At 47.1% G+C, this 24,934-nt stretch carries 25 protein-coding genes, 1 tRNA gene and 1 riboswitch; of the genes, 10 read left to right on the top strand and 16 right to left on the bottom strand.

Going from position 1 to position 24,934, the window contains the following annotated elements; genetic code table 11:
- Nucleotides 1-32 precede the first annotated feature (32 nt).
- The gene (locus T472_RS17485) at nt 33-1,511 is read right to left on the bottom strand and encodes a polyphosphate--AMP phosphotransferase (protein WP_023383896.1); all 1,479 of its coding nucleotides are present in this window, start codon (nt 1,509-1,511) and stop codon (nt 33-35) included.
- Nucleotides 1,512-1,676: 165 nt separating this feature from the next.
- On the opposite strand from T472_RS17485, the gene T472_RS17480 reads away from it, so the two are divergent.
- Nucleotides 1,677-2,093 (top strand): GNAT family N-acetyltransferase, encoded by a 417-nt coding sequence (locus T472_RS17480; protein ID WP_201781777.1) that lies wholly within the window; start codon nt 1,677-1,679, stop codon nt 2,091-2,093.
- On the top strand, nt 2,080-2,544 hold the full coding sequence (locus T472_RS17475) for a deoxycytidylate deaminase (RefSeq protein ID WP_023383894.1): 465 nt from the start codon (nt 2,080-2,082) through the stop codon (nt 2,542-2,544). Before T472_RS17480 ends, T472_RS17475 begins: the two co-directional genes overlap by 14 nt.
- Before the next feature lie 45 nt (nt 2,545-2,589).
- On the opposite strand, the gene T472_RS17470 is transcribed toward T472_RS17475, so the two are convergent.
- The 4 genes from T472_RS17470 to T472_RS17455 form a co-directional block, all read right to left on the bottom strand.
- Nucleotides 2,590-3,711, bottom strand: coding sequence for a YcjF family protein (locus T472_RS17470; protein WP_023383893.1), 1,122 nt, complete (start codon nt 3,709-3,711; stop codon nt 2,590-2,592).
- Between the two features lie 84 nt (nt 3,712-3,795).
- Nucleotides 3,796-5,058: a C40 family peptidase gene (locus T472_RS17465; protein WP_023383892.1), complete on the bottom strand. Its 1,263-nt coding sequence runs from the start codon at nt 5,056-5,058 to the stop codon at nt 3,796-3,798.
- A gap of 214 nt (nt 5,059-5,272) precedes the next feature.
- Complete coding sequence (locus T472_RS17460; RefSeq protein ID WP_023383891.1) at nt 5,273-7,354, bottom strand: heavy metal translocating P-type ATPase; 2,082 nt, start codon at nt 7,352-7,354, stop codon at nt 5,273-5,275.
- Between the two features lie 5 nt (nt 7,355-7,359).
- Nucleotides 7,360-7,704: an ArsR/SmtB family transcription factor gene (locus T472_RS17455; RefSeq protein WP_023383890.1), complete on the bottom strand. Its 345-nt coding sequence runs from the start codon at nt 7,702-7,704 to the stop codon at nt 7,360-7,362.
- A 146-nt stretch (nt 7,705-7,850) separates the two neighbouring features.
- Here T472_RS17455 and T472_RS17450 point away from each other — a divergent pair, with 146 nt between their 5' ends.
- Complete coding sequence (locus T472_RS17450) at nt 7,851-8,543, top strand: response regulator transcription factor (protein ID WP_023383889.1); 693 nt, start codon at nt 7,851-7,853, stop codon at nt 8,541-8,543.
- On the top strand, nt 8,540-9,973 hold the full coding sequence (locus T472_RS17445) for a sensor histidine kinase (protein WP_023863754.1): 1,434 nt from the start codon (nt 8,540-8,542) through the stop codon (nt 9,971-9,973). The genes T472_RS17450 and T472_RS17445 overlap by 4 nt, the downstream gene beginning before the upstream one ends.
- 59 nt (nt 9,974-10,032) lie before the next feature.
- Here the strand turns inward: T472_RS17445 and T472_RS17440 are convergent, their stop codons facing one another.
- The 4 genes from T472_RS17440 to T472_RS17425 form a co-directional block, all read right to left on the bottom strand.
- Nucleotides 10,033-10,497 carry a MarR family winged helix-turn-helix transcriptional regulator gene (locus T472_RS17440; RefSeq protein ID WP_023387762.1) on the bottom strand — a complete coding sequence of 155 codons (465 nt, stop codon included), beginning with the start codon at nt 10,495-10,497 and terminating at the stop codon, nt 10,033-10,035.
- Nucleotides 10,498-10,593: 96 nt separating this feature from the next.
- Complete coding sequence (locus T472_RS17435) at nt 10,594-11,337, bottom strand: metallophosphoesterase family protein (protein WP_023387763.1); 744 nt, start codon at nt 11,335-11,337, stop codon at nt 10,594-10,596.
- Between the two features lies 1 nt (nt 11,338).
- On the bottom strand, nt 11,339-12,070 hold the full coding sequence (yqeC, locus tag T472_RS17430; RefSeq protein WP_023387764.1) for a selenium cofactor biosynthesis protein YqeC: 732 nt from the start codon (nt 12,068-12,070) through the stop codon (nt 11,339-11,341).
- A gap of 149 nt (nt 12,071-12,219) precedes the next feature.
- A tRNA-Trp gene (locus T472_RS17425) sits at nt 12,220-12,293 on the bottom strand.
- Nucleotides 12,294-12,583: 290 nt separating this feature from the next.
- On the opposite strand from T472_RS17425, the gene T472_RS17420 reads away from it, so the two are divergent.
- Entirely contained in the window at nt 12,584-13,090 is a 507-nt protein-coding gene (locus T472_RS17420) for a GNAT family N-acetyltransferase (protein WP_023387765.1), read from the top strand.
- A 167-nt stretch (nt 13,091-13,257) separates the two neighbouring features.
- The gene (locus T472_RS20550; RefSeq protein WP_278279760.1) at nt 13,258-13,392 is read left to right on the top strand and encodes a hypothetical protein; all 135 of its coding nucleotides are present in this window, start codon (nt 13,258-13,260) and stop codon (nt 13,390-13,392) included.
- A 230-nt stretch (nt 13,393-13,622) separates the two neighbouring features.
- On the opposite strand, the gene T472_RS17415 is transcribed toward T472_RS20550, so the two are convergent.
- Nucleotides 13,623-13,937 (bottom strand): hypothetical protein, encoded by a 315-nt coding sequence (locus T472_RS17415; RefSeq protein WP_023387322.1) that lies wholly within the window; start codon nt 13,935-13,937, stop codon nt 13,623-13,625.
- Nucleotides 13,938-14,057: 120 nt separating this feature from the next.
- Nucleotides 14,058-14,981 carry a metal ABC transporter substrate-binding protein gene (locus T472_RS17410; RefSeq protein WP_023387321.1) on the bottom strand — a complete coding sequence of 308 codons (924 nt, stop codon included), beginning with the start codon at nt 14,979-14,981 and terminating at the stop codon, nt 14,058-14,060.
- 101 nt (nt 14,982-15,082) lie between these two features.
- On the opposite strand from T472_RS17410, the gene tsaE reads away from it, so the two are divergent.
- Genes tsaE through rimI form a run of 3 tightly spaced genes read left to right on the top strand, consistent with a single transcriptional unit; the run spans nt 15,083 to nt 16,687 of the window.
- A complete protein-coding gene (gene tsaE / locus T472_RS17405) occupies nt 15,083-15,529 on the top strand; it encodes a tRNA (adenosine(37)-N6)-threonylcarbamoyltransferase complex ATPase subunit type 1 TsaE (protein ID WP_341372058.1) in 447 nt (148 codons plus the stop codon).
- Nucleotides 15,526-16,236, top strand: coding sequence for a tRNA (adenosine(37)-N6)-threonylcarbamoyltransferase complex dimerization subunit type 1 TsaB (gene tsaB / locus T472_RS17400; RefSeq protein ID WP_023387319.1), 711 nt, complete (start codon nt 15,526-15,528; stop codon nt 16,234-16,236). The genes tsaE and tsaB overlap by 4 nt, the downstream gene beginning before the upstream one ends.
- Nucleotides 16,229-16,687 carry a ribosomal protein S18-alanine N-acetyltransferase gene (gene rimI / locus T472_RS17395; protein WP_023387318.1) on the top strand — a complete coding sequence of 153 codons (459 nt, stop codon included), beginning with the start codon at nt 16,229-16,231 and terminating at the stop codon, nt 16,685-16,687. Before tsaB ends, rimI begins: the two co-directional genes overlap by 8 nt.
- Before the next feature lie 40 nt (nt 16,688-16,727).
- Here the strand turns inward: rimI and T472_RS17390 are convergent, their stop codons facing one another.
- Complete coding sequence (locus T472_RS17390; RefSeq protein ID WP_023387317.1) at nt 16,728-17,309, bottom strand: ECF transporter S component; 582 nt, start codon at nt 17,307-17,309, stop codon at nt 16,728-16,730.
- A gap of 93 nt (nt 17,310-17,402) precedes the next feature.
- A riboswitch (FMN riboswitch) is annotated at nt 17,403-17,516 on the bottom strand.
- A 157-nt stretch (nt 17,517-17,673) separates the two neighbouring features.
- On the opposite strand from T472_RS17390, the gene T472_RS17385 reads away from it, so the two are divergent.
- The gene (locus T472_RS17385; protein ID WP_023387316.1) at nt 17,674-17,979 is read left to right on the top strand and encodes a hypothetical protein; all 306 of its coding nucleotides are present in this window, start codon (nt 17,674-17,676) and stop codon (nt 17,977-17,979) included.
- Nucleotides 17,980-18,051: 72 nt separating this feature from the next.
- On the opposite strand, the gene T472_RS17380 is transcribed toward T472_RS17385, so the two are convergent.
- The 4 genes from T472_RS17380 to hpf all read right to left on the bottom strand — a co-directional run bounded on the left by T472_RS17380 (nt 18,052) and on the right by hpf (nt 24,651).
- On the bottom strand, nt 18,052-20,202 hold the full coding sequence (locus T472_RS17380) for a Tex family protein (RefSeq protein ID WP_023387315.1): 2,151 nt from the start codon (nt 20,200-20,202) through the stop codon (nt 18,052-18,054).
- 7 nt (nt 20,203-20,209) lie between these two features.
- A protein-coding gene (gene prfB / locus T472_RS17375) for a peptide chain release factor 2 (protein WP_201781776.1) occupies nt 20,210-21,332 on the bottom strand; the annotation gives its coding sequence in 2 pieces (ribosomal slippage) (nt 20,210-21,253 and nt 21,255-21,332; 1,122 coding nt in all).
- A 62-nt stretch (nt 21,333-21,394) separates the two neighbouring features.
- Nucleotides 21,395-23,899 carry a preprotein translocase subunit SecA gene (secA, locus tag T472_RS17370; protein ID WP_040908114.1) on the bottom strand — a complete coding sequence of 835 codons (2,505 nt, stop codon included), beginning with the start codon at nt 23,897-23,899 and terminating at the stop codon, nt 21,395-21,397.
- A gap of 215 nt (nt 23,900-24,114) precedes the next feature.
- Nucleotides 24,115-24,651 (bottom strand): ribosome hibernation-promoting factor, HPF/YfiA family, encoded by a 537-nt coding sequence (gene hpf / locus T472_RS17365; RefSeq protein WP_023387312.1) that lies wholly within the window; start codon nt 24,649-24,651, stop codon nt 24,115-24,117.
- Between the last annotated feature and the right edge of the window lie 283 nt (nt 24,652-24,934).

The raw sequence follows: 24,934 nt of genomic DNA, 5'->3' as shown, positions 1-24,934 counted from the left end.
GCTATTTTGCAACAGCACCTTCACATAATCGGTCAATTCCCGTTCTTGTCATAAAGCTTCTTTTCGCAGATCTCGACGATGGTTTCAAGGGCCTTGACCCTTGCATACTTCTTGTCGTTGCCGTTTATGACGATCCAGGGGGCATTCTTCCTGTCGGTCTTTTCAATCATGTCATTGACTGCTTCAACGTAGATGTCCCATTTCTCCCTGTTTCTCCAGTCCTCATCGGTTATCTTCCATACCTTGTTCGGATCAGACTGCCTGTCCTCGAACCTCTTAAGCTGCTCCTCCTTGGAGATGTATAGGAACAGCTTTATGACGATTGCTCCGAAGTTGGTCTGGGACTCCTCGAAATCATTGATCTCCTGGTATGCCCTGGACCATTCCTGGTTCGTTGCGAAGCCTTCTACCCTTTCAACCATGAGCCTTCCATACCAGGACCTGTCATATATTGCTATGTGCCCTGATTTGGGTATTGTGGTCCAGAATCTCCACAGATAATTATGGTTTCTCTCGGTTTCATTCGGAGCTGCTGTTGTATTTACTATATACATGGTCGGATCCAGTGGCTCAACCAGCCGTTTTATGTTTCCGCCCTTTCCTCCGGCATCCCAGCCCTCATATACCACAAAGAGTGGAATCTTCTTCTGGTAAAGGGTATACTGAACCTCTCTCATCCTCTGCTGCAGGTCCTCGAGCTTTTCCCTGTAGACCTTCTTGTCGATGGTGACACATTTGTCAAATCCTTCAAGTGCACCATCATCTGTCCCTTTGAATTTCCCGTCACGTTCCTTGGGCTCGGAGGATTTCCTGTCATGCTCGGCTATGGCCTTTTCAAGTATGGATGTTACGGTCCTCAGCATTTCGTTGACAGCCCTCTCCCTTACATCGTATTCGATATGGTGCCAGGGTGCCTCGTTGTGGTTGCCGTCCTTCAGGAGCTTCCTCATCTCATGCTCATATTTCTCGTCGTTCTCAGCGTCATACTCCTGAGCCCTCCACATGGTCCTTGGGTTTTCCCTCATCTTGCGTATGTGCTCCATCTGCTTTTCCTTCGAGATGTGCAGATAGAACTTGATAAGGACAGTTCCGTCATCGATAAGGGTATTTTCGAAATCCCTTATTTCCTTGACCAGCGCCTTCTTGTCAGCATACCTGTTAAGCTCGAATTTCTGGTTGATAAGCGCAATATAAAGAGAGTACCAGCTTCTGTAGTAGATGTTTATGTTGCCATATGAAGGAGCGTTAACGGAGTATTGCCATAGAAGAGGTCTTCTGAGCTCGTCTTCCGTAGGCTTATGGGTAGCGTAGAAGTCTGTATACCTTGCATCCAGAGCCAGGAGAAGCTCATTTGAAAGTCTTCCCTTTCCTGAAGCATGGACACCTTCAAATACGATCATTACTGGAATCTTCTTTGCCATTATAAGTCTCTGCAGATATCCTGTACGAACAACCAGCTCATCCTTCTCCTTCTTTAGCTCCTTGAAGTCTATTGTGGAAATTGCTGACATAAAATCACCCCTTAAAATAGGTTCCTTTACATTAAGTTTAGCACCAAGTGAAAAGGTTTGCCCGGGATATATGGATTTTTATTCCCAATATTGCTAAAATTATATAAAATGCTGGGGAAGGTGACAAATTTGCCGATGGAGATCCTGATCAGGAATTGGAATGAAATGGACAGAGACCTCCTGTATGAAGCACTGAGGGTCAGGCAGGAGGTTTTTGTAGTTGAACAGGACTGTGCCTTCCTTGACCTGGATGGACAAGACAGTGAGTGTATCCACGTCATGGTCATGGAGGATGGGAAAATAGCGGCATATGCAAGGATACTTCCATTAGATGATGACGGAACGAGGTCAATCGGAAGGATCCTTACATCAGGTCAGTATAGAGGCAGAGGCTATGGAAGGATACTTATGGATGAGGCCCTGAAAGCCGCAGGAAACGGGCCGATAAGGATCGGTGCCCAGGTTCAGGCCATGGGCTTCTATTCATCGATCGGTTTCAAAAGGACTGACAATGAAGGATACCTTGAGGATGGAATACCACACGTTGAGATGATATTGGAGGCGCGGGATGAAAAGTTATGAAATGGTAAGAAGCACCAAGGATAGAAAACCGAGACAGTCATGGAACGAGTATTTCATGAACCTTGCAAAACTTGCTGCCGAAAGGTCGTCATGTGACAGGGCGAACGTCGGAGCGGTGATTGTGAACAGGGAGAACAGGATAATTGCAACTGGCTACAATGGCAGCGTGGGTAGGAAGACCCCGCACTGCGACGAGGTCGGGCACACAATGAGGGATGGCCATTGCATAGCAACCCTGCATGCTGAGCTGAACTGCATCTCCTATTGTGCCAAGGAAGGGATTCCACTTAAGGATTCCGTAATTTACGTCACCCACTTCCCATGCCTGAACTGTACCAAGGCACTGATACAATCCGGGATAACCAAAATCTACTACCACGATGACTACAGGGTGGATGATTACGCGCTCGAACTGCTTAAAATGAACGAAATAGCAATAGAGAAGCTCTGATGGGCTTCTCTGTTTTTATTCGGCATCCTAATGTGCCAGATTCAATTATTTCTTCCTTTCCTTCAGAAGCTTGAGCTGCTTCTCAATTTCGGACCTCATGAGCTTCGTAAGCTCCGTATCCCCCATCTTACCTCCCTGATATTCGCGTTCTGCAACCTTTACCATCACTTCTATGTATGCAAAGCCCAGTGCAGTGGTGATGAGTGCAGCTGTTCCTCCCGATATTAGTCCGCCGACTATGGTGCCGGCTCCGGGAACCAGCTTAAGAAGGTTTGATACCAGGGTCCTGCCTGTTATCACAGCCCCGGATATCCCTGCTGCTGAGGATAAAACAGATGTGATCACAGCCTTGTCCATGGAGATCCCGAATATGCTCGTTATCTTGGCTATCATTGCCACCTGGCTTGATGCGAGGATGGGTGCATCAGCGAAGGGTATCGGGGTGAAGCCCACCATGAAGGTCTCTGCAATGAAGCCCCTCGTCCACTTCCTTGCATACTCGGCCTTTTTACCGATGTCTACCTTCTGGGCGTTGATAAAAGCCTTTTCCGCATTCTCCGGTATGGCCTTGAGCGTCTTTTCGACAAGTCCTTCAAGTCCGAAGGCGGGAACCTTGAAATCACCGAAGTCATAAGGGGCGGCTATCACCCTCTGAACTCCTTCAATTCCCAGAGACAGCCCCTCTATGTAGTCCTTGAACATTGCAGAACCCTTCTTGTCGAAACTCTGGGTAAGCACGACTATGACCGGAGCCTCTTCAGTAAGTTCCCGTATCCATTCTTCCTCGAACTTTTCGAGCCTGTTCGTGGCTGCATTTATACAGAACCAGACGACATGTATGTCATCCCTGCCGCCATAAGTCTCCTTCAGACGTTCCATCTCCTGCTCAATTTCCCGTCTTACCTCCTGCTGGACCTCGTTATCAAGCTCAAGTCCCCTGGTGTCATATAGGTTTATGGGAACTCCAACCTTGCTAAGCTTCTTCAGGTGCTTTGTAATGGGCCTTCCGACTCCTGTCCTTGCAAGGTTCTCCCTGAATATGTTGTTGATCAGGGTGCTCTTTCCGGTGCCGGTCTTCCCTATAAGCATTATGTTTATGGGATCCATCTTCTTGATCTCTTCTTCAGTTAGGTTCACGACTTCCTTGACTACATTGAGTATGTCCAAAAACCCACCCCCTTGCTTTGATTATAAATCCAAATTACTCCGAATACAAAAAGGACTCCAAATCTCTCTGGAGTCCTGTGGTTGTTAGTTACCTATTATCCTTCTTGCGCCCATGTAGTTGTTGTAGTATCTGAGAGTAGTTATCTCTACAGACTTGCCAGGTCTTGGAGCATGGATCATCTGGTTGTTCCCGATGTATATCCCGACATGGGTTACCCTGCCGCCTGAACCGAAGTACAGGAGGTCTCCCGGCTGCCTTTCAGCTACTGACTTGTAGGTTCCTACCTTCGCCTGCTCCCTGGATACCCTTGGGAGGTTGACTCCAAAGTGCGCATATACGTACTTTGTGAAGCCTGAGCAGTCAAATCCTGTGCTTGGGGTATTTCCGCCCCATACGTACCTGATTCCGAGGAAGTTGTAGGCGTAGTTCACGATTGCACTCGATGATGCCGAAACCTCTCCCCTTGAAGCAGAGCTGCCTGCTGAAGCCGCTGCCTGCCTGGCTGCCTCTCTCTCCCTGAGTATTCTCTTCGCCTTTTCTATGAGCTCGACTACCTGGTTATCAACCTTCTCTGTGATGATCTGGCTTCTTACTGCCCTGAGTGCTGTGATGGCAGCGTTGAGTTCGCTGTCTGAGCTGCTGGAGCTGTTTATGACCGAGGCATAATCTCCGATTAGGCCGGCCTCCTGCTGCTCCAGGCTTCCCCTGAGCTTCTTTTCCTCTCTCTCCATCTCTGCTAAGACCACATTGGTCTCGTCCTGCTTAATCTTGACAGCTGCAAGGTCAGCCTCGTTCTGGAGGTTGAGGTCATTGAGTGTTGCGATCTCAGCCTGAAGGGCTTCCTTCTGGACTTCAAGGTCTGCCTTCAATGCGTTTATCTCGTCAAGCATCTGCTTGTCGATCTTTGCGATCTTTATGATTGCATCTGCCCTTGCAATAAGGTCTGCAAGGCTTTCTGACCCTAGTATGGCATCTATGAGACCGGTGTTGCCCTGCATGTACATGGCCCTGAGTCTGTCTCCATACTCTTTGGTCTTGATGTCGAGTTCAGCCTGGATAGCAGCTATTTCAGCTTCCTTGGCTGCAACCTTCGCTTCAACTCCTGCAATCTGGGCATTGGTATCATCTATCTTAACCATTATGTCTGTAATATCGTCGAGTATTACATCCAGCTTCTCGTGCAGGTCGTGTATCTTGGCTTCAATGGCTTCATATTCTGCCTGTGCGCTGTCAAGCTGCTGGCTCTGTTCTGTGGTCAGCGGATCTGCCATGACCGGTACGGAAGTACCAAACAGCAATACGCTTGCCAATACGGCCGCAGTCACCTTAAGTCTGATGTTCTTCATCATTACCCCCTGTAACATGTTCTTAATTGTTACATTTTCATTACAAATGAATTATATAGATGAAATGTAAAGAACTTATAAAGACTTTGATGAAAATTTGAACGCGATTTGTGAAACAGGCAAATTCAAGCCTGATTTCTTTCAGTTTTATGTTGTATTGGGAATTGGAAGCAGTTTTCAATACATTATTCCGCTGCCGTTGAAAAGAATCCGGTCATTTGGCTTTCCGGAAATCCTTACGCATGATCCTCATTGAATTGAGGATTGCAAGGAATGCGACTCCGACATCCGCAAAGACCGCCTGCCACATGGTCGCTTCACCTAAAGCACCAAGCAGCATCACCAGAGCCTTTACCCCAAGGGCGAATACGATATTCTGGTATACCACCGTCCTTGTGTATGCTGCTATGTCCATGCTGGTCGCTATCTTCATCGGGTCATCATCCATTACCACCACATCTGCAGCCTCTATTGCCGCATCAGACCCCATAGCACCCATTGCAATACCGATGTCAGCCCTTGCAAGCACCGGTGTGTCATTTATGCCGTCTCCTGCAAAGACAAGCTTCCTTCCCTTTCCAAGCTTTTCCTCAAGTATCCTCAGCTTGTCCTCCGGCATGAGTTGGTAGTGGACCTCGTCAATTCCCAGGTCCTGTGCTGCCGACAGTGCGTTTTCCCTTATGTCTCCCGTCAGCATCACCGAAGCGATCCCCCTACCCTTAAGATGTGCAATGGTCTCCTTTGCATTAGCCTTAAGCCTGTCCTGCAGAACGATTGTCCCAATGTGGCTGCCGTTCCTTGAAACATGGATATTGGTTCCCTGAAGTGAAGCGTCCTTTCCCTCGATGCTGACCAGTCTCGAATTTCCCGCAAGGTAGATGTCACCATCAGTAGTTGTCAGGGAAACACCCATTCCAGGTATCTCCTTCGCTTCGCGGATCATTGTCCTATCTACCTGTCCGCAGTAGGCATCCACCACGGACTTCGCTATGGGATGGGGACTTGAGGATTCTATGAGTGCCGCGATACCCATGAATTCGTGCCTGTCCATGTCAGTCACCACATCAGTTACCTCGAACACACCCTCGGTAAGCGTCCCTGTCTTATCGAACACAACCGTACCGACTTCATTGAGGGCTTCGAGGAAATTCCCACCCTTAACCAGTATACCGTTCCTCGAGGAGGCCCCTATACCTCCGAAAAATCCCAGAGGTATTGAAATGACTAGTGCGCAGGGACATGAAATGACAAGGAAAATCAATGCCCTGTACAGCCATGTGGAAAACGGTCCGCCTGTTACGATTGGAGGTATGACTGCAAGTGCAGCTGCAAGACCGACGACTATTGGTGTATATACCCTTGCGAATTTCGTTATGAACTGTTCGGTCTTCGCTTTGTTCATTGATGCTTCCTGGACTATCTTAAGAATCTTCGATACGGAAGATTCTCCAAAGGTCTTTTCGACCCGTGCCTTCACAAGTCCTGAGATGTTGACGAACCCTGAAAGGAGTGAATCACCGGGATTGAGGTCCCTGGGCATTGATTCTCCGGTCATGACCCTTGTGTCAACTGAGGTAGAACCCTCGATGACAGTGGAGTCAAGTGGTACCTTCTCACCAGGTCTGATCACTATAATGTCACCTGGCGTGCAGTCTTTTGGGTCTACCCTTTTCTCAACTCCGTCAGTTATCAGTACAGCATAGTCAGGTCTTATCTTAAGAAGGCTCGTTATGCTTCTCCTTGAGTTCATTACCGCTATATCCTGGAAAAGCTCACCAATCTGATAGAATATCATGACAGCAGCACCCTCCGGATATTCTCCGATAGAGAACGCACCGACTGTCGCAATGGCCATCAGGAAATTTTCATCGAATACCTCTCCTCTTGATATGTTCCTTGCTGCCCTGTAGAGCACCGGATACCCGGAGAGGATGTATGCTGTAAGGAAAAGCGGAAGTCCTGCCGGACTGTCCTCAAAGAGGAAGCCTAAGGCAAAAATCACGAGTGCCCCGCCAAGGGTGAGCTTTTCCTTAAGAAGAGGATCCTTTTCAGCAGGCTTGTTCCTGTCAGGTTCCTCCTCATGCACCTTTACATCAGGCTCATGCCTGGTTATGATATCCCTTGCAGCATCCACGGTCCCCTGGTCGAAATCATCAACAAGCTCGAGCACCATGGTTCCCTTCATGACATTAAGGCTTGCTGAGCTTACGCTCCCGAGCCTCCTTACTTCATCTTCTATTTTGAGCGCACAGTTCGGGCATACTTCGCCTTCGAGTACCAGTTCTTTCTTTACCATGATGATCACTCCTCCATATGCGTGAATCCAAGGTCCAGTATCTGCTCCACATGTTCGTCAGAAAGGGAGTAGTAGACTATCTTGCCCTCACGCCTGTTCTTTACCAGCCTTGCGGCCTTGAGTCCCCTAAGCTGGTGGCTGACTGCAGAAGATGACATGCCAAGGACATAGGCGATGTCACATACGCAAAGCTCCCTTCTCCTCAGTGCAGTGAGTATCCTCACCCGGGTCGGATCTCCGAATACCTTGAAAAAATCTGCCATCCCAAGTATTACAGAGTCATCAGGAAGGCTTTCCTGGGCCTCATCTGCCAGTTCTTTGTGTATGAGTGTTATCTCACATGTTTCCATATTGCCACCTCGATTGAATGATTGTTCAATTGTTCAATTCAAGCTTACTCCTTCTGCTTCCATATTTCAACAAACCTGAGCATTTGCCAACCCTTTGCATATATATGGTCCGATTGATATAATCTAAGTGAATGAGGTGATGTTTTATGAGCAAGATACTAATCATAGAGGACGAAACTTCGGTGCTCGAAGCGATCGCAGCATACCTGAGGAAGGAAGACTACGAGGTTTTTACAGCTGACCGGGGTTACAAGGGATTGGAATATTCCGGGGCAAATGACTTTGACCTAGTCATACTTGACCTTATGCTTCCTGACATTTCAGGTGAGGAGGTCTGCAGACGGATAAGGGCCAAGTCCAGTGCATACATATTCATGCTGACCGCGAAATCCAGCCTAGAGGACAGGATCAGGGGGCTTGAGATCGGGGCAGACGAGTACCTTGTGAAGCCATTTTCGCCCAGGGAGCTTGTTGCAAGGGTAAATGCGCTGTTCAGGCGAATAAAGGACGACAGCCAGCAGGTCAACATTTCATCCTATGATGGAGGGGATCTTCTGATTGACAGGGACAGACGGGAAGTGAAAGTCAGGGGTGAGGTAATACAGCTTACTCCCATTGAATTCGACATTTTGGAGATACTCTCATCGAATCCAGGTATAGTCCTCTCAAGGGAGACACTTATCGAGAAGGTCCTGGGTGCAGACTTTGAAGGTGTAGACAGGACGATTGACGTACACATCAAGAACATCAGGAAGAAGATCGAGGAAGATACAAAGAGCCCTAAGTACATCATCACGGTATTTAAGCTTGGGTACAAGTTTGGCGGTGGCGATAATTGAAGTCAATAAAGTTCAGGCTTACGCTGACAATCACCATATGCTCGCTTTTGTCGCTCCTCATCGCATATATCATGATAAACATAACCATCAATTCAAGATTCAACAGCTACCTTGAGGTCAACCAGAACAAAAGGGACGAAAGGATCGTCCAGGTCTTCCGTGACAATTACACAAGGGACGGCAAATGGACGGAGTACTCCGGAAGGATACTGGAAAGGGAGGCTGAGCTATCAAACTTCACACTGAGCCTTCTGGACTGGGACAGAAACCCCATTTGGGCCATGGATCCCCTGAAGATGATAGAAGCCCAGAAGCTTGAGAACCCTGCCAATCCCTTTACAATTGAGCAGTATGTGCCATATGAGATCCCGGTGAAGATAGAGGACCAGATAGTCGGATATGTGGTAATAGGCCAGTTTTCATCACTCATAATCTCACCGGATGACAGTAATTTCATAAACTCAATATCATACAGCGTATTCCTGTCCGCGATAATTGCAACCGCTGCGGTGCTTTTCATCGCAATGTTCTTCACAAGGCAGTTCTCAGAGCCCATTGAGAAGATATCCAACATCGCATACAACCTTTCATCCGGAGAACTTACCGCAAGGGTGAAGGATAAATCCGATGTAACCGAGATTGAGAAGCTCAGGCAGAGCATAAATACCCTTGGAGAGAAGCTGGACAGGCAGGATACACTAAGAAGGCGGCTGGTGTCCGATGTATCACATGAGCTGAGGAACCCTTTGAACGTGCTTCAGACTAACCTTGAGGCGATCATTGACGGCATACTGCCGGCTACCCCTGAGAGGCTTCAGACGCTCAATTCCGAGGTAATAAGGTTCGGGAAGCTCATTGACAACCTGAACATACTGAAGCAGTTCGAATCAGAAAGCATGAAGGTCAGGATGCAGGAGCTGGATCTTGAGGAACTGCTTCAGGAGGTACATATCAATTTCCAGGGTGTCGCAAAGGACAAGAACATCAGACTGAAGTTCGAGCACCCAAGGCGCGGCAGCTTTGCAATAATCGGGGACAAGCATTCCCTGAGCCAGGTAATGACTAACATACTCCACAACGCACTCAAGTTCACTCCGAGAAACGGGGAGATTTCAATAAAGCTTTACAAGGATGCCAGCGACTGCTATATAAGGATAAAGGACAACGGAATCGGAATTCCGAAGGATGAGCTGCCTTACATATTCGAAAGGTTCTACAGGGTGGACAAGTCCAGGGAGATCACTGAAGGCAGCGGAATCGGGCTAACCATAGTCAACAACATAGTCAAGATTCATGGAGGTAAAATTACTGTCAACTCCGTGCTTGGGAAAGGAACTGTGTTCACCATAAGGTTCACATCCCTTGAGAGTCTTAACTCCCTGAAGGAAACAAGGGAAATGGTTCAGCCGGAAACTGAAGAGGACAAATAAAAAACAGGCGTCATGCCTGTTTTTTCAATAACTCAATTCTTTGAACAGAACTGCCCCGATCAAAGCTTCCTGGTATCCGCTGCCTTGAGCTTTTCTACCTTTTCAATCTCAGTCAGTATCGTCTTTATCTTGTCCCTGAGGCTGACGATCTCATCAAGCCCTATCGGGAGATTGCATGCTATGTTGTTTGGGACCTCTTCAGCTTCCTTGAGCATCTGTTTCCCCTTCTCCGTAAGGTGGATTATAAGGTTCCTCTCATCCTTCTTGTCCCTTGCCCTCTGTATGTTTCCATCAGATTCAAGCTTCTTGAGAAGTGGAGTCAGGGTTCCGGAATCAAGGTTGAGCTTGCTGCCAAGCTCCTTGAGCGAAATGCCATCCTTCTCCCAGAGAACGATCATGACAAGATACTGGGTATAGGTAAGCCCCATCGGTTCAAGGTATGGTCTGTATATTTTTGTGATCTCCCTAGAAAAAGCGTAAACCGCAAAGCAAAGCTGATTTTCCAGTTTCAACTCATCAATCATGATAAACCTCGCAAATCTTATTGTATTCAATTAAATTTTATCATGATATATTGTGGGCGTCAACTTTTATCTAAGAAGCACAGCTTATCCATGGATTCATATTCCCTCGAAAAGTCTTGATGCCAGGAACTCAGGAAGGTCAGCCTCGCGTATCTTCCTTGCTGTGGATGACTTGTCATAGTCAGTTGTCCTGAATTCAACCTTCTTCAGGACATCTTCATAGACCGCATAGTGGGCCCTGGGGATCCGGTTTCTTGCCTGACCAGCGCTGCCAGGGTTTATTATAACCGGCAGTTCATCAAGGAAAAGAACACTTTCCCCTGTCTTGAAGACCTCAATCCTGCCGTCGCCGGATTCCCTGAAAATGCAGGGAGTGTGGGTATGTCCCGTGAAAAGAGCCCTTATCCCCTTCTGTCTCATTATGGAGAAGGTCTTCTTAAGGTGAACAGATTCCTTGTCCTCCGGGAAAACATAGTTGAAGTCAGATGGAGCGTCGAGCAAAGTGTGACAGATGGCAATATCCGATACTTCCCGTGACAGAGGCAATGACTTCATGTGCTCTAGATTTTCCGGCTTCATTGTTCTCAAGGCATGCAGGATACCCTTTCGGGCATTGCTTGAAAATATGAACAGTGACTCCTGCCTGATGGCACCGCTTTCGTGGTTGCCGAGCACTCCAAGCCCGCCGAGCTTAAGGAACGTGTCATAGCATTTGTCAGGCTCAGCCGCATAACCGATGATGTCGCCAAGAAAAAGCACCCTGTCGAATTTTTCACTTGCCAGTATCTTATCGAGCGCTTCGGTGTTGGAATGGATGTCCCCGATTATAAGGTATCGCATGTCAAATACCTCCATACATGATGTTATACCTGTCGTAAAGAAGGCTGCCTGAGATGACCATGTCTAGCCTGTTCTTGTCAACAATATCTACAAGCCGCTTCATCAGCTCAATGTCGATGTGCTTCTCTACCTTGTTTATGAAGAGGACCCTTTTCCCTTTGGCACCCATGAACAGCCCTTCTCTGTCATCCACAATGGCCTTGAGGTTCTCAAGAGTGACCATGCTGTATATCCTGCTTCCGGTGACTTCAATGAACCTGTCAAGATGAAATATGTTGTCACTTTTGATTTCAAGGCCAAGGGCCTCAATGTCCAGGACTCCTACTGTAATATCTGCTGAGTCCGGAACCCCAGCCTCACTTTGCCTGAAACCCTTGAGCGGTCTTCCCATCGAGTAATCACATTCGATTATGGAGTTGTCAAAATTTACAGACAGCCTGTCAACCTCATCTCTTCCAAGTCCGAGGAGATAATTGTCAGGGGTCCTTCCATTGCAGACTATATATATCCCGTTCTCAGGCAGGACGTCGAAGCTATAATCTTCCCTGAACGAATAATCAATGAAATCATACCTTGATTCATGAGGTTCCTTGAACATGGTGGTGCTGGAAACCAGTATCTTTCTCCTTGTCCTTATGTCTTCAACAAGACGGTAAATGAGGGTGGTCTTGCCTCCTGCCCCCACCAATGCAATATTTTTATATCTGTCCAGCTTCAGTATGTCAGAAAGCATATTATCCACCCCCTTCGATGTATAAATTATACTACAATCGGGCTTTCCAGTCATTCGTAACCGTTGGTACATGGCGATAAGACCGACTTTGGGAATATTGCTGCAGGATTCCGGAAAAGAAAAAAACCGCAGAAACTGCGGTTTTAGTATGGCAGGGGTAGCAGGGCTCGAACCCACATTAACGGTTTTGGAGACCGTTGCTCTACCATTGAACTATACCCCTATATAGTGTCTCAAAAGGACTACGTTGATTAGTATACCATCAGGTGCGGCATCAAGTCAACACCGGAATTTGGTTTTTCAAAGATCTTGAATCTCTGCTGAATCAGCCCGGGAGCCCGAATATGGGAATGCATGACCAGGTGCGTTTACGAGGGAAATCAAGGTAAATGGAGGTTTACTGAGGGAAACGGAGGTTTCTTCAGGCAAACTGCTTTTTCAATTGAAACCTGTTTTGATTTAAAATGCTGTATGGGCTACAATTTCATAAAACACAATAAGGAGATGATAGCGATGGATGCTTCGGGAATCTCTCTTTGCCGTGAAGTCGGATTTGATGATGCCATGTGTATCGCCGACTGGCTTGAGGACCCCGAGGTGCGGATGCACCTTAATGAAATGGAAGGAATAAGTGAGACAATAAGGGAAAAGGCATTTAACTGCCGACTCCCTTCATATACTCCCCTCTTTTCATCGAGAGGACGCTTTTTTGTAATCAGACTTGATGGTAATGCAATAGGGTATGCAAACCTTCTTCAGAAGGGAACTGCCCATGAGGTAGTGATCGTGATCGGGAGAAAGGACTTGTGGGGGAAAGGCTATGGCAGAAATGCCCTGAACAGGCTGCTCTTCCATGCATTCCTTGACATAAGGACTGAGAAGGTGCTCGCAAAGATAAAGTCCAGGAACATCAGGTCCCTTAACCTGTTCAAGCATATCGGTTTCAGGGAGTGCCAACCTGGGGAAGAAACGGTATGCCTAACCATGGATCTTTCCGGATTCATGAAAAAAGCCGCATGAATAAATCACCCAAGCCTAAGGCATGGGTGATTTTTCATGCACGCATTCAGTTATGACTGGATCATTCGGGATCTGTTATAGCCGTTCATAAACATTGGAGTTCGGAGACTCGTGACTTCAGTCATGAGAGGAAAACTCCATTACACCCCTTTCGTTCGATTAATATGATGAGTGCATTTCGTAAGCCTCTCCTTACAATGAACTCACCGAGGCCAGGAGCAGGACTTCAGCATTTCCGGAAGGAGAAGAGCCAGGAGGCAAAGGCGTCTGAGGTTTCTGCCTTGACATCCCATATCTCCTGAAGTGAATGCTTTCTTTCTTCCGGATACCACAGTATTTTCCATATGGTATATATACCATAACTGTATTATATGAGCGTGATGATTTCTGCGTCTCCTGACTTTCGTTACGCATAATGTAAAGGGACTCCAGCCTTAATGAGAGGTCACTCATCATGAGCATATTCCCGGTTGGAACATTTTTTGAGCATACAGCAACTTTAGCCTGCTCAAGCTAATTACCAGAAATCCTGCTATTGGAACGCTTCTATTACTTCATTGAAATCACCCAGGTCAAGCCTTCTGTTGTCAAGGATGTTATACCTGTTGTCCAGTGTTATCGCATAGTCAGCATATTTCCTGACATTCTTTTCCCTGGAAGGATCCAGATTGGAGACAACTACGTAATATAACCAGCTGGATTTTGCGACCAGGGTCATGTCTTCTGTTTTCTGCCCAAGGCAATCTTCAAGCATGCTGGTTGCATCGACCAGCTTTGACGAGTCATGGTCTGCCTTATAAGCTATCCAGAGATCCCTGGCCATATCGTAGCATTCATAGTTTTCCAATAACCACACCTCCTGTATTCACATATATTATACATCTATCTTGAAGATTTTCACGTGATTTGCAATATTTCAAAAAATGTTCAAAAAAAAGAGCCTGAAGCTCTTTTTAATTTAATAGGTCTACCTTGTTTCCGGAACCATTTCCATCCTGTACGGGAATGTGCTTTCAACAGCGGGAGCATACTCCTCGCAGGCTGTTGCTATGGCATGTCTGAACCGCATGAGGTTTTCAAGGTAAATTTCCTTCCTGTCCATTGTATAATCATTTAGGATTACCTTAAGCGGGACGACGTTGGAATTTTCGAGTATCCCCTTGGCGTTAACGTACTCTGCATCCTCAGAGTAGATGAAGACCACTTCAGTACCATTTTGCATCCCATTCTTGAAATCATCAATACCTATATGCTTCACATCAAAGCTGTTCAAAAGATACCTGTACTTATTTCCTGCAGCGACATATACTATTTCGCTTGAGCCGAGTTTAACAGTTTCAAACCAGTCTTCGATCTCTTCGATCCTCTTTTTTTCTTCCAAAAGGTTCTTGTTGTACAGGTCGCTTCTGAAAGGGTCCTTTTCCATCAGCCCGAATGCTATGTTGGAAATTGCGGTGATGTAGTTAGCGGGACTTGACAGATAATATGGATTGACTAGGGATGCCTGTGAATTTTCGGGCTTATATCCCAGCAGGTGGACCCCTCTTGAGATGTCAATTACAGAAACCTGGTTTGCCCGCATTACTTCAGACAGCTTGTCCGAGAACGGCTCATATCCGGCTCCAAAATGGAAGAAAATATCAAGTTTCTCGTCTTCCACCACTATGTCATTTTTATTGAAATTATTCAGAACGGCCTCATTTTCAACTATAACTGAAGTATTATGGAGGTCTTTGGATATGGTCTTTATCATGTCCTGGATCATCCTGTTGGATGCAAGTATCGTAAGGGTCTTCCCTTCCTTAACCTCAACCGGTTCTTCCGGCCCTGAACAGCCGGCAAGTGCAGGCAGAAACGCAATTAATGCAAGAGCTATGATTTTTTTCAGCATTTCCACCTCTCCTTCTAAAAGTTCCCTCCTTATTATATAATAATAGATGGACTTCAAGGTTTGAAGATTTTATTAAGGTTGATGGTGACAATATGAAAATCATGACAAGATCGGTTGATGAGACCGTTGAAATAGGAAAAAGGCTCGGATCCCATGTGACAAAAGGCACGACTGTATGCCTTACAGGTGACCTGGGAACAGGCAAGACACATTTTTCAAAAGGCTTCGCTGATGGACTTGGCATAAGGGGGACCATAACCTCCCCCACATTCACCCTTATCAACGAGTATCATGACGGCAGACTGCCATTATTTCATTTTGATGTCTACAGGGTGCATGATGAGGAATCGGTACTGGATCTGGGCTTCGAGGAATACATATACGGCAGTGGCGTATGCCTTATAGAATGGGCTGACTTGATTGAAGGGATACTTCCTGATGAGTTCATACATGTGAACATAGAGAAGACAGACAATGAAGACGAAAGGGTCATTACGATAAGGGCTGTTGGCGGCGAATTCGAATGGCTGAAGGAGATGAGGATTTGAAAATACTATGTGCTGACACATCGACCAACAACTGTTCGATTGCCGTGATCACTGAAAATGCCATGCTCGGAGAGATGGATATTAATTTTGACCTTCAGCACTCGATTTTACTGATGCCGATGATAGAAGAACTTATGGAGAAGCTCAAGATGTCCCCTGCTGACATCGATGCACTTTGCGTATCCAGGGGGCCCGGATCATTTACCGGTCTCAGGATAGGTATGGCTGCCCTGAAAGGTATGGCCCTTGCCCTCGGGAAACCCATGTACTCGGCAACGAGCCTTGAAACCCTTGCTTACGGAGCCTTCGGTGCCAAAGGGATAATCTGTCCTCTGCTTGATGCCCTGCGAGGAGCCTATTATTCTGCCTTCTACAGGTTTGAGGAAGGGAAACTGGTGACCCTGATGTCACCGGAGGTTCTGACTCAAGATGAGATACTGGAGAGGCTCAGTAAATTCGATGAGGATGTGCTTTTCATGGGGGAGCTCAAGGACAAGGACCTAGAAACACTTCGCTCATCCGGGCTTAGGGCGGTCAAGGCACCGCCAGTCATGGACATACCAAGGGCATCTAATCTTGGTTACTGCATCCTTGAAAGGATAATGCACGGAGACTCTGAAAATCCTGATGAGCTGGTACCACTGTACATAAGGAAAAGCCAGGCTGAGCACGAATACGAGAAAAAGAGAGGCAGGCTGAATGGCTGATGTTGAGATAGCCGTCATGACGCCAACCCATATCGGGGAAGTTCATGACATAAGCCTCGCTTCATTTCCTGTATCATGGTCAAGGGAGGACCTCCTGAAGGAGGTATACAGCGACAACTCCCTGAACCTGGTTGCGCTAGAGGACGGCAAGGTTGCAGGATACATCAACATCTGGTATGTATACGATGAGGCGGATGTCATAAACGTAGCTGTGAGGGAGGATTCGAGGAAGAGAGGCATAGGAAGGAAGCTTATGCTCGAAGCGATTGTAAGGCTCATGGATAAAGGTATCACTGACATTTACCTTGAGGTCAGGGTCTCTAATCTTCCGGCTCAAAGTCTTTACAGGGCGCTAGGCTTCAATGCCATTGGAGTCAGAAGAAAATACTATTCAAACGGAGAGGATGCGTACAACATGCACCTTGAAATTAAAGCACAGAAGCCCCGGTAAACCGGGGCTTCTGCCGTAAAACAAATATTGGAGTTATAGGCTATACGCTGTGAAGACCTTTCCTGTTGAATCCGGATTCCTTCTTTATCAGGAAGGATACCTTGCTGAACAGGAGAATGCTTACAAGTGAAACTGCAGCTCCCTTTATCAGATTGAATACCGGGAGTCCGAAGGTAACATAGCTTCTGAAGAAGGAAGCTTCCATACCATCCTTGAAGAACAGTGGGATCAGTATGTATATGTTTGCGGCTATCGCTACTGCTGTAAGGACAAGTGATGCTACCGCTGTTCCTGTTACAGCTGATTTGAGGTTCTTTCCCTTAAGGTATATCATGCTTGCAGTGAGTACGTACGAGCCAACGATAAGGAAGTTGGCTATCTCCCCCACTCCGCCTGTAGATGACTTGAATATGAATGCAAGAAGCTCCTTGAAGCCTACAGCAAGTACTCCAACCATAGGACCAAATGCAAAGCCTGACAAGAGGAGCGGAACTGCACCGAGGTCAAGCTTGAGCCACGGGAATGCAGGCAGTATCGGGAATTCGAAATAGCTCAGTACAAAAGCAAGAGATACCAGAAGTGCGGTTTTGACGATGACATTGGTCTTTTTTGAGATGTTCATTATGATTCCTCCTAAAGATTGCTGCCTTCAGAAGACCGATTCAGTAAAAAAGCCCTGATTCCATAAGAAATCAGGGCGACGCAACCAAATGCAATCTATCTTCTTTCATCCAGACTATACTGTCGGCTTCGGAATTCAACCGAATCAGCCTTACGGCTCGCGGGCTATACCGCCGGTGGGGAATCACACCCCGCCCTGAAGACGCTATTATTTTTACAAACATATAATAACATACTGTTATATTATTGTCAAATGGAAAATGTAATAATTACATGGTCATTTCCCGAACAGGTTTGCGGTTTATATTCCAAATAATTGAATGAAATGGTAATTGACCTTATAATGTATACAAAGGAGTGAACTGATGATGACAATGGCATCCCTTTACAAGGAACTGACCGAAGAAGGCAACAAGCTTCTAGAGACATTCACAATCCAATATCCATACGGTCTGTACAAGGAAAGCTTCTATAGCAACACATATGATGGCCTTACGAAGTTCGTGAACAAGCTTCTCATACTGGTAGCAGACATGGAGCCAATGAAGAAGGAAGACCCGCTTTACAAACTTGTCAGGACATATCGGGGCAGGATAGGAAATCTTGACCTTGTGGAATTCAAGAAGCTTCTCTCTCTCCTTGAAGAGAGAGCACTGGAAAAGTCGAGATAAGGCAATTGTGCCGGTGGATCAGAATGAGCATAATGACAGAAGGCGCTACCTCTTTGGGTAGCGCCCTTATTTTTACTTCCTTTTTCCAAGTCCCTTCATGGAAAGGCTTATCCTCTTTCTTCTGATGTCTACTTCAAGGACCCTTACTTCCACCACATCTCCTGTCTTTACGAAGTCCAGGGGATTCTTTACGAAAACGTCAGCAAGCTGGCTTATGTGTACAAGTCCGTCCTGATGGACTCCGATATCGACGAAAGCCCCGAAATCTGATACGTTCCTGACTGTTCCTGTGAGGATCATTCCTTCCTGAAGGTCCTTCAGCTCCATGACACCCTGCTTGAAGAGCGGCTTCGGAAGCTCATCCCTGGGGTCCCTTCCGGGCTTGGTCAGCTCCTTCAGGATATCCCTTATAGTATATTCTCCAAGTCCGGTCAGTTCCATAAGCTTGTTCAGACCGAATTCCTGGGCGGCCTTCTCGATTCCTGTCAGGCTTCCTGTCTCTACATCCTTTTTACTGAAGCCAAGCTCCTTGAGTATTGTCCTGGTTGCAGCGTAAGCCTCAGGATGTACTGATGTCCTGTCGAGTGGCTCCTTGCCGCCTGTAATCCGAAGAAAGCCTGCACATTGTTCAAAGGCCTTGTCTCCAAGCCTCTTTACTTTTTTCAATTCGCTTCTTGAGGCGAACCTTCCAGTCTCGTCCCTGTAATCAACTATGTTCTTTGCCAGGGTCTTGTTGATCCCTGAAACATACGACAGCAAAGAAGGTGTAGCAAGGTTGAGGTCAACCCCCACCTTGTTGACGCAGTCCTCCACTACTCCTGTGAGGGATTCGTCGAGTTTCTTCTTTGTGATGTCATGCTGGTACTGGCCGACACCAATCGATTTCGGGTCTATCTTGACAAGCTCCGCCATGGGATCCTGAAGCCTCCTTGCGATGGATATGGCTCCCCTGACAGTTACATCCAGGTCCGGATACTCCTTTGTCGCCAGCTCCGAAGCGCTGTATACGGAGGCACCCGCCTCGTTTGTTATGACATATGAGAGGTTTGTGCCTTCCTTCTTGAGATCTTCGATAAGCTCCACCAGAACTTCTTCGGACTCTCTTGAGGCAGTGCCGTTACCTAAGGATACAACCGACACAGAGTGCTTCTTTACGAGTGTCTTCAGCTTCCTTATCGACCCTTCAACGTCCCTTTGCGGTACAGTAGGGTAAATTGTAGTATTTTCCAGGAATTTACCTGTATCATCAAGAACGGCAATCTTGCAGCCAGTCCTGAAGCCCGGATCATAGCCCATTACAGACATGCCTTTAACAGGAGGCTGCATGAGCACCGATTTCAGGTTCTCCTTGAATACTACGATCGCTCCGTCCTCTGCCTTCTCTGTGAGGGCATTCCTTAGCTCCCTTTCAAGTGCGGGGAATATGAGCCTCTTGTAGGAATCCTTAAGGGCATCAAGGATAATGGCATCATTCTCTTCACGGCCTGATAGGAATTTTGACCTTAAGTCCCTTATGGCTCCATCTGTGTCGGATTCGATGGTGACCTTGAGGATATCTTCCTTTTCTCCCCTGTTTATGGCGAGGATCCTGTGGCCAGGCATTTTCCTGGCCTCTTCCCTATAGTCATAGTATGTCTCGTAAGGGGTGTTCTCCTTGCTTCCGGAGGTGACGATGACTGCAGTCCTTGCGAGCAGAGCCCTTAGTGAGCCTCTGGCGGCAGGGTCCTCGGAGACAGATTCCGCAATGATATCCATTGCACCGGCTATCGCCTCATCTTCAGTTGCAACCGCTTCCGTAATGTATTTCCTTGCCTCTTTCCTTACATCGGGCATGCCTTTCATGATGTGGATGGAAAGCGGCTCAAGGCCTTTTTCCTTTGCAATGGTAGCCCTTGTCCTCTTCTTGGGCCTGAAGGGCAGATAAATGTCCTCAAGCCTTGTCTGTGTCTCAGCTTTAAGAACTTCTGCCTTCAGCTCGTCAGTTAGGACACCCTGTTCCTCAAGTGACTTGAGTATGCCTTCCTTCCTCTCTTCCAGTGACCTCAGATAGACAAGCCTTTCAGCGAGCTTTCTAAGCACTTCATCGTCAAGGGAGCCGGTGGCTTCCTTCCTGTATCTTGCTATGAAGGGTACGGTGGCACCCTCATCAAGGAGCTTAACTGCTCCTTCAACCTGTGCGGGTGCCACACCCAGTTCTTTTGCTATCTTCTGAAGTATATCCATAATTCTCCTATTTCTGAAGCTCTATTGTTCCGTTATTCGACTGTTTAAGGTATTCTGAGATGAACATGTCGAGGTCGCCGTTCATGACTTCAGTAACATTCCCATTTTCTGCAAGTGTCCTGTGGTCCTTCACCAGGTTGTAAGGATTGAACACGTAGCTCCTTATCTGGCTTCCCCAGCTCATATCCTTGAGCACACCGGCAAGGTCCTCTATCTTCTCCTTGTGAGCCCTTTCCTTGAGCTCAATGAGCTTTGACTTCAGCATCTTCATTGCCATATCCCTGTTGGAGAACTGACTCCTCTCGTTCTGGCAGGAGACGATGATCCCGGTCGGCAGATGGGTAAGCCTGACTGCGCTGTCTGTTGTGTTGACATGCTGACCTCCTGCTCCGCCTGACCTGAAGGTATCCATCTTTATGTCCTCATCCCTGATTTCAATGTCCTGTTCCTGGGTAAGTACAGGCATTACCTCCACTGAAGCGAAGGATGTCTGCCTCTTGCCGCTGGCGTTGAAGGGAGAGATCCTGACAAGCCTGTGTATGCCCTTCTCCGCCTTCAGGTAGCCATAGGCATGAGGCCCTGAGACCCTTATGGATGCATCACGTATTCCTGCCTCATCGCCATCGATGACATCAAGGACATCCACCTTGTAGCCCTTCTTGTCTGCCCACCTTGTGTACATACGAAGGAGCATCTGGGTCCAGTCCTGGGCATCGGTGCCGCCTACGCCAACATGCAGCGACAATATGGCATCATTCTCATCATATTCCCCTGAAAGAAGGATCTCTATCTTCTTTTCTTCAATCGCCTGCTTCAGTGAATTGATTTCGGACAACACTTCAAGTGCCATATCGTCATCATCTTCTGACAGTTCAGCGAGAGTCTCGATTTCATCGATCCTCGCCTTAAGAGACTTGTATCCATTGATCCGGTCTTCAGTCATCTTCTGTTCCCTGGACACTTCCCTGGCCTTCTCAGAATCATTCCAGAAGTCCGGTTCGGACATCTTGTGTATCAGCTCTTCCTTTTTCTTTTCCAGTGCCTCGACGTCAAAGGGACACCCGGATTTCTTCCAAACTATCCTTCATACCCTTGACATCGTTCAGCGCCTCTGCAAGTTTCAGCAGCATTTGACCAACTCCTTAGTAATATTGTAGGCATAGGGGAAAGGACCCTGACGGGTCCTCCCTATTTATTTTGCATCTTTTCCATGGCAGTTCTTGTATTTCTTTCCGCTTCCGCACGGGCACGGGTCATTTCTTCCGACCTTAGCACCTTTTTTTACGGGTTCCTTGGCGAGTGAATCGTCATAGTTGGTCTTTGTTTCAACAGCGACCTGCTCCCTTTCGATCTCCTCTTCCTTCCTTACCCTGACATGCATCAGGTACTTTATCGTATCATTGTTGATCGACTGTACCATCTGGTCAAACATCTCAGATCCCTCGAACTGGTATGCCTGCACGGGATCCTGCTGCTTGTAGGCACGGAGTCCCATTCCCTTCTTGAGGTGGTCCATGTCGTCGATATGGTCCATCCACTTTGTGTCTACAACCCTCAAGAGGATGACTCTCTCGATCTCCCTCATCTGTTCGCCGATTTCAGCTTCCTTCTCCTGGTAGATATTCTCAGCTTCATCATATAGCTTTTCCTCTATCTGCTCATTTGAGAGCTCAAGAAGTGAATTTGCATCCACCCTTCCCTCGAATGGAATGATATCTCCGAGGTAATCCTTCAGCTTCTTCATCTCATCGGCACGGTTCTCGCTTCCGTTGAGATGTATGCCTACAGCATAGTCAATGACGTTCCTCATCATGGACCTGATGTTTTCCTTGAGGTCCATTCCGTTAAGTACCTGTCTCCTCTGCCCGTAGATGACCTCCCTCTGCTTGTTCATGACATCATCATATCCAAGCAATGTCTTTCTTACGTCAAAGTTATTTCCTTCAACCTTCTTCTGGGCATTCTCGATGGCCTTTGAGACCATCTTGGACTCGATGGCGTCATCCTCAAGGCCCATGCTGTCTATCATTCCATACAGCCTTTCAGATCCGAAGATCCTCATCAGGTCATCCTCAAGAGAAAGGTAGAACCTTGATTCTCCCGGGTCTCCCTGCCTTCCTGAACGTCCTCTGAGCTGATTGTCTATACGCCTGGATTCATGCCTTTCGGTACCAAGTATCTTAAGGCCGCCATTCGCTACAACACCCTCACCCAGCTTTATGTCAGTACCTCTACCGGCCATGTTGGTTGCTATTGTAACCATTCCCGGTTCGCCGGCGTGTGATACGATCTCAGCTTCCTTCTCATGGTATTTTGCATTCAGCACCTGGTGAGGAATACCGACCCTCTTAAGGAGCGATGATACAACCTCTGACCTCTCTATTGAAATGGTGCCCACAAGTACAGGCTGCCCCTTTTCATGGGACTCCTTTATTTCATTTACAAGGGCCTTGTATTTTGCCTCTACATTCCTGTAAATGGCATCAGGATGGTCCTCCCTCCTTATAGGAAGGTTCGTAGGTATGGCAATGACATCAAGTCCATAGGTATGCCTGAATTCATTCTCTTCAGTGAGGGCAGTACCGGTCATACCTGAAAGCTTTGTATACATCCTGAAGTAGTTCTGGAAGGTTATGGTAGCAAGGGTCTTGGACTCCCTTTCGACCTTTACCCCTTCCTTTGCTTCTATGGCCTGGTGAAGGCCTTCCGAATATCTTCTTCCCTCCATGAGCCTTCCGGTGAACTCATCAACTATGATGACTTCTCCATCCTTGACCATGTAGTCCTTGTCTACCTTGAACAGGTAATTGGCCTTGAGTGCCTGTGACACATGGTGCTGAAGCTCCATGTTCTTCGGGTCGGCATAGTTGTCTACACCGAAGGTCTTCTCAGCCTTGGCCACACCTTCCTCAGAAAGCAGTACGGTCCTTGCCTTCTCGTCCACAGTATAGTCAGTCTCCTGCTGGAGCCTCTTCACGAAGAAGTCAGCAACCCTGTAGAACTCTGTTGATTTCTCACCCTGACCTGAAATTATGAGAGGTGTCCTTGCCTCATCGATAAGTATGGAGTCAACCTCATCCACTATTGCGAAATTGAGGTCTCTCTGGACCATTTCTGTTGCGTAGACAACCATGTTGTCCCTCAGGTAGTCGAAGCCAAGCTCGTTGTTAGTTCCATAGGTTATATCGCAGCTGTAGGCATATCGCCTTTCTGCGTTTGAGAGGCTGTGCAGTATGACACCGCATGTAAGCCCCAGGAATTCATAGATCTGCCCCATCCAGTCGCGGTCACGCTTTGCCAGGTAGTCATTTACAGTGACGACATGTACACCCTTGCCTGCCAGAGCGTTGAGGTAGCATGGAAGGGTAGCCACAAGGGTCTTTCCTTCACCGGTCTTCATCTCAGCGATCCTGCCCTGATGAAGCACGATTCCACCTATAAGCTGCACCCTGAAGTGCTTCATTCCGAGGACTCTCCATGAAGCTTCGCGGACTGTAGCGAATGCCTCGGGAAGTATGTCATCCAGAGTCTCTCCATTTGCGAGCCTCTCCTTGAACCAGGCTGTCTTAGCCTTCAGCTCGTCATCTGTGAGCTTCTGGTATTCGGCATCCAGAGCCTCGACCTTGTCTGCCAATGGCAGCAGTCTCTTGACTTCTCTTTCGCTGTAGGTGCCTAAAATCTTGTCGAATAATCCCATCATTTCAACCCCATCCAAATTATTGCAGGGGATCTCCCTGCACTTACGAAAAATGCGCATATTAGCACAAATAATATTATACCATCTTATCTTGGCCCATATCAACCAAAGTGACATTGGGAGCCCCAATGGATATGATGCCAAAAAAATATTAAAATTACCTTTAAATTAGAAAAGGGAGCCATCGGCTCCCTGTATTTTCGTTCACTTTGACTTCAGGATTCAAGCTCCTTCTCGATCAGGCCATAGTTTCCGTCCTTTCTCTTGTATACTACGCCCATGTCCCCGTTCTCATCCTCGAAGACGTAGAAGTCATGTCCGAGAAGCTCCATTTGAAGTACTGCCTCCTCCTTGTCCATAGGCTTTATCGAAATCTTCTTGGTCTTTACTATCCTTGGCTCCTTTGGCTCCTCTTCATACCTTGTATTGAAGGCAGCCTCATTGAATCTTACGGATTCTCCGCTTTGTCTCCTTTCTATTCTTGTCTTGTACCTTCTTATCTGCCTCTCGAGGATATCCTGTGCCATATCGATGGATTTGTACATGTCGTCAGTGGATTCCTCTGCTCTCAGGAGCACGTGCCCGAAGGGGATCGTCACCTCGAAGGTATGATTCAGTTTTATTACGCTAAGCGATGCCCTTGCCTCAACCGGCTGGTTGAAGTATTTGTCCAGCTTTCCAAGCTTGGACTCTACAGCCTCCTTCAGACCCTGAGTTAGTTCGATGTTCTTAGCATAAATAGATACTTTCATGTTATAGCCCCCTTGCAGTGTAAGTAGTTATGTTAATTATATTTTAACCCAAGAGCCGACCTTTTTAAAGGTTATCGGCCGGTGAATTAACAAAATTTTCAATCAATTTAGCATGAAAATTTTCTCAGCCTATATTGACAGCATCTATATTATCTATAAACCTTGAGTATTCTTCATTTTTTTTAAGTATTCCCAGTATATATTCACTCTCCTTACTGGTGAGATGCCTTTTTCTGGTAAGCACATCGATGGATTCCGAAGATCCGAGTGTCTTCTCGAACCA

Source organism: Youngiibacter fragilis 232.1 (genome assembly GCF_000495435.3).
GTDB lineage: Bacteria > Bacillota > Clostridia > Clostridiales > Clostridiaceae > Youngiibacter > Youngiibacter fragilis.
This window is presented reverse-complemented; position numbering and strand designations above follow the sequence as displayed.

Bases quoted from the DNA above. Each gene is read 5' to 3' on its own strand.
- T472_RS17385 (WP_023387316.1), top strand. From the start codon at position 17,674: ATGATGACAATGGCATCCCTTTACAAGGAACTGACCGAAGAAGGCAAC.
- T472_RS17410 (WP_023387321.1), bottom strand. From the start codon at position 14,981: ATGCTGAAAAAAATCATAGCTCTTGCATTAATTGCGTTTCTGCCTGCA.
- T472_RS17440 (WP_023387762.1), bottom strand. From the start codon at position 10,497: ATGATTGATGAGTTGAAACTGGAAAATCAGCTTTGCTTTGCGGTTTAC.
- T472_RS17420 (WP_023387765.1), top strand. From the start codon at position 12,584: ATGGATGCTTCGGGAATCTCTCTTTGCCGTGAAGTCGGATTTGATGAT.
- T472_RS17390 (WP_023387317.1), bottom strand. From the start codon at position 17,309: ATGAACATCTCAAAAAAGACCAATGTCATCGTCAAAACCGCACTTCTG.
- T472_RS17380 (WP_023387315.1), bottom strand. From the start codon at position 20,202: ATGGATATACTTCAGAAGATAGCAAAAGAACTGGGTGTGGCACCCGCA.
- T472_RS17460 (WP_023383891.1), bottom strand. From the start codon at position 7,354: ATGGTAAAGAAAGAACTGGTACTCGAAGGCGAAGTATGCCCGAACTGT.
- T472_RS17455 (WP_023383890.1), bottom strand. From the start codon at position 7,704: ATGGAAACATGTGAGATAACACTCATACACAAAGAACTGGCAGATGAG.
- T472_RS17475 (WP_023383894.1), top strand. From the start codon at position 2,080: ATGAAAAGTTATGAAATGGTAAGAAGCACCAAGGATAGAAAACCGAGA.
- T472_RS17435 (WP_023387763.1), bottom strand. From the start codon at position 11,337: ATGCGATACCTTATAATCGGGGACATCCATTCCAACACCGAAGCGCTC.
- hpf (WP_023387312.1), bottom strand. From the start codon at position 24,651: ATGAAAGTATCTATTTATGCTAAGAACATCGAACTAACTCAGGGTCTG.
- T472_RS17485 (WP_023383896.1), bottom strand. From the start codon at position 1,511: ATGTCAGCAATTTCCACAATAGACTTCAAGGAGCTAAAGAAGGAGAAG.
- tsaE (WP_341372058.1), top strand. From the start codon at position 15,083: ATGACAAGATCGGTTGATGAGACCGTTGAAATAGGAAAAAGGCTCGGA.
- rimI (WP_023387318.1), top strand. From the start codon at position 16,229: ATGGCTGATGTTGAGATAGCCGTCATGACGCCAACCCATATCGGGGAA.
- T472_RS17465 (WP_023383892.1), bottom strand. From the start codon at position 5,058: ATGAAGAACATCAGACTTAAGGTGACTGCGGCCGTATTGGCAAGCGTA.
- T472_RS17480 (WP_201781777.1), top strand. From the start codon at position 1,677: ATGGACAGAGACCTCCTGTATGAAGCACTGAGGGTCAGGCAGGAGGTT.
- T472_RS17450 (WP_023383889.1), top strand. From the start codon at position 7,851: ATGAGCAAGATACTAATCATAGAGGACGAAACTTCGGTGCTCGAAGCG.
- T472_RS20550 (WP_278279760.1), top strand. From the start codon at position 13,258: ATGAGTGCATTTCGTAAGCCTCTCCTTACAATGAACTCACCGAGGCCA.
- yqeC (WP_023387764.1), bottom strand. From the start codon at position 12,070: ATGCTTTCTGACATACTGAAGCTGGACAGATATAAAAATATTGCATTG.
- secA (WP_040908114.1), bottom strand. From the start codon at position 23,899: ATGGGATTATTCGACAAGATTTTAGGCACCTACAGCGAAAGAGAAGTC.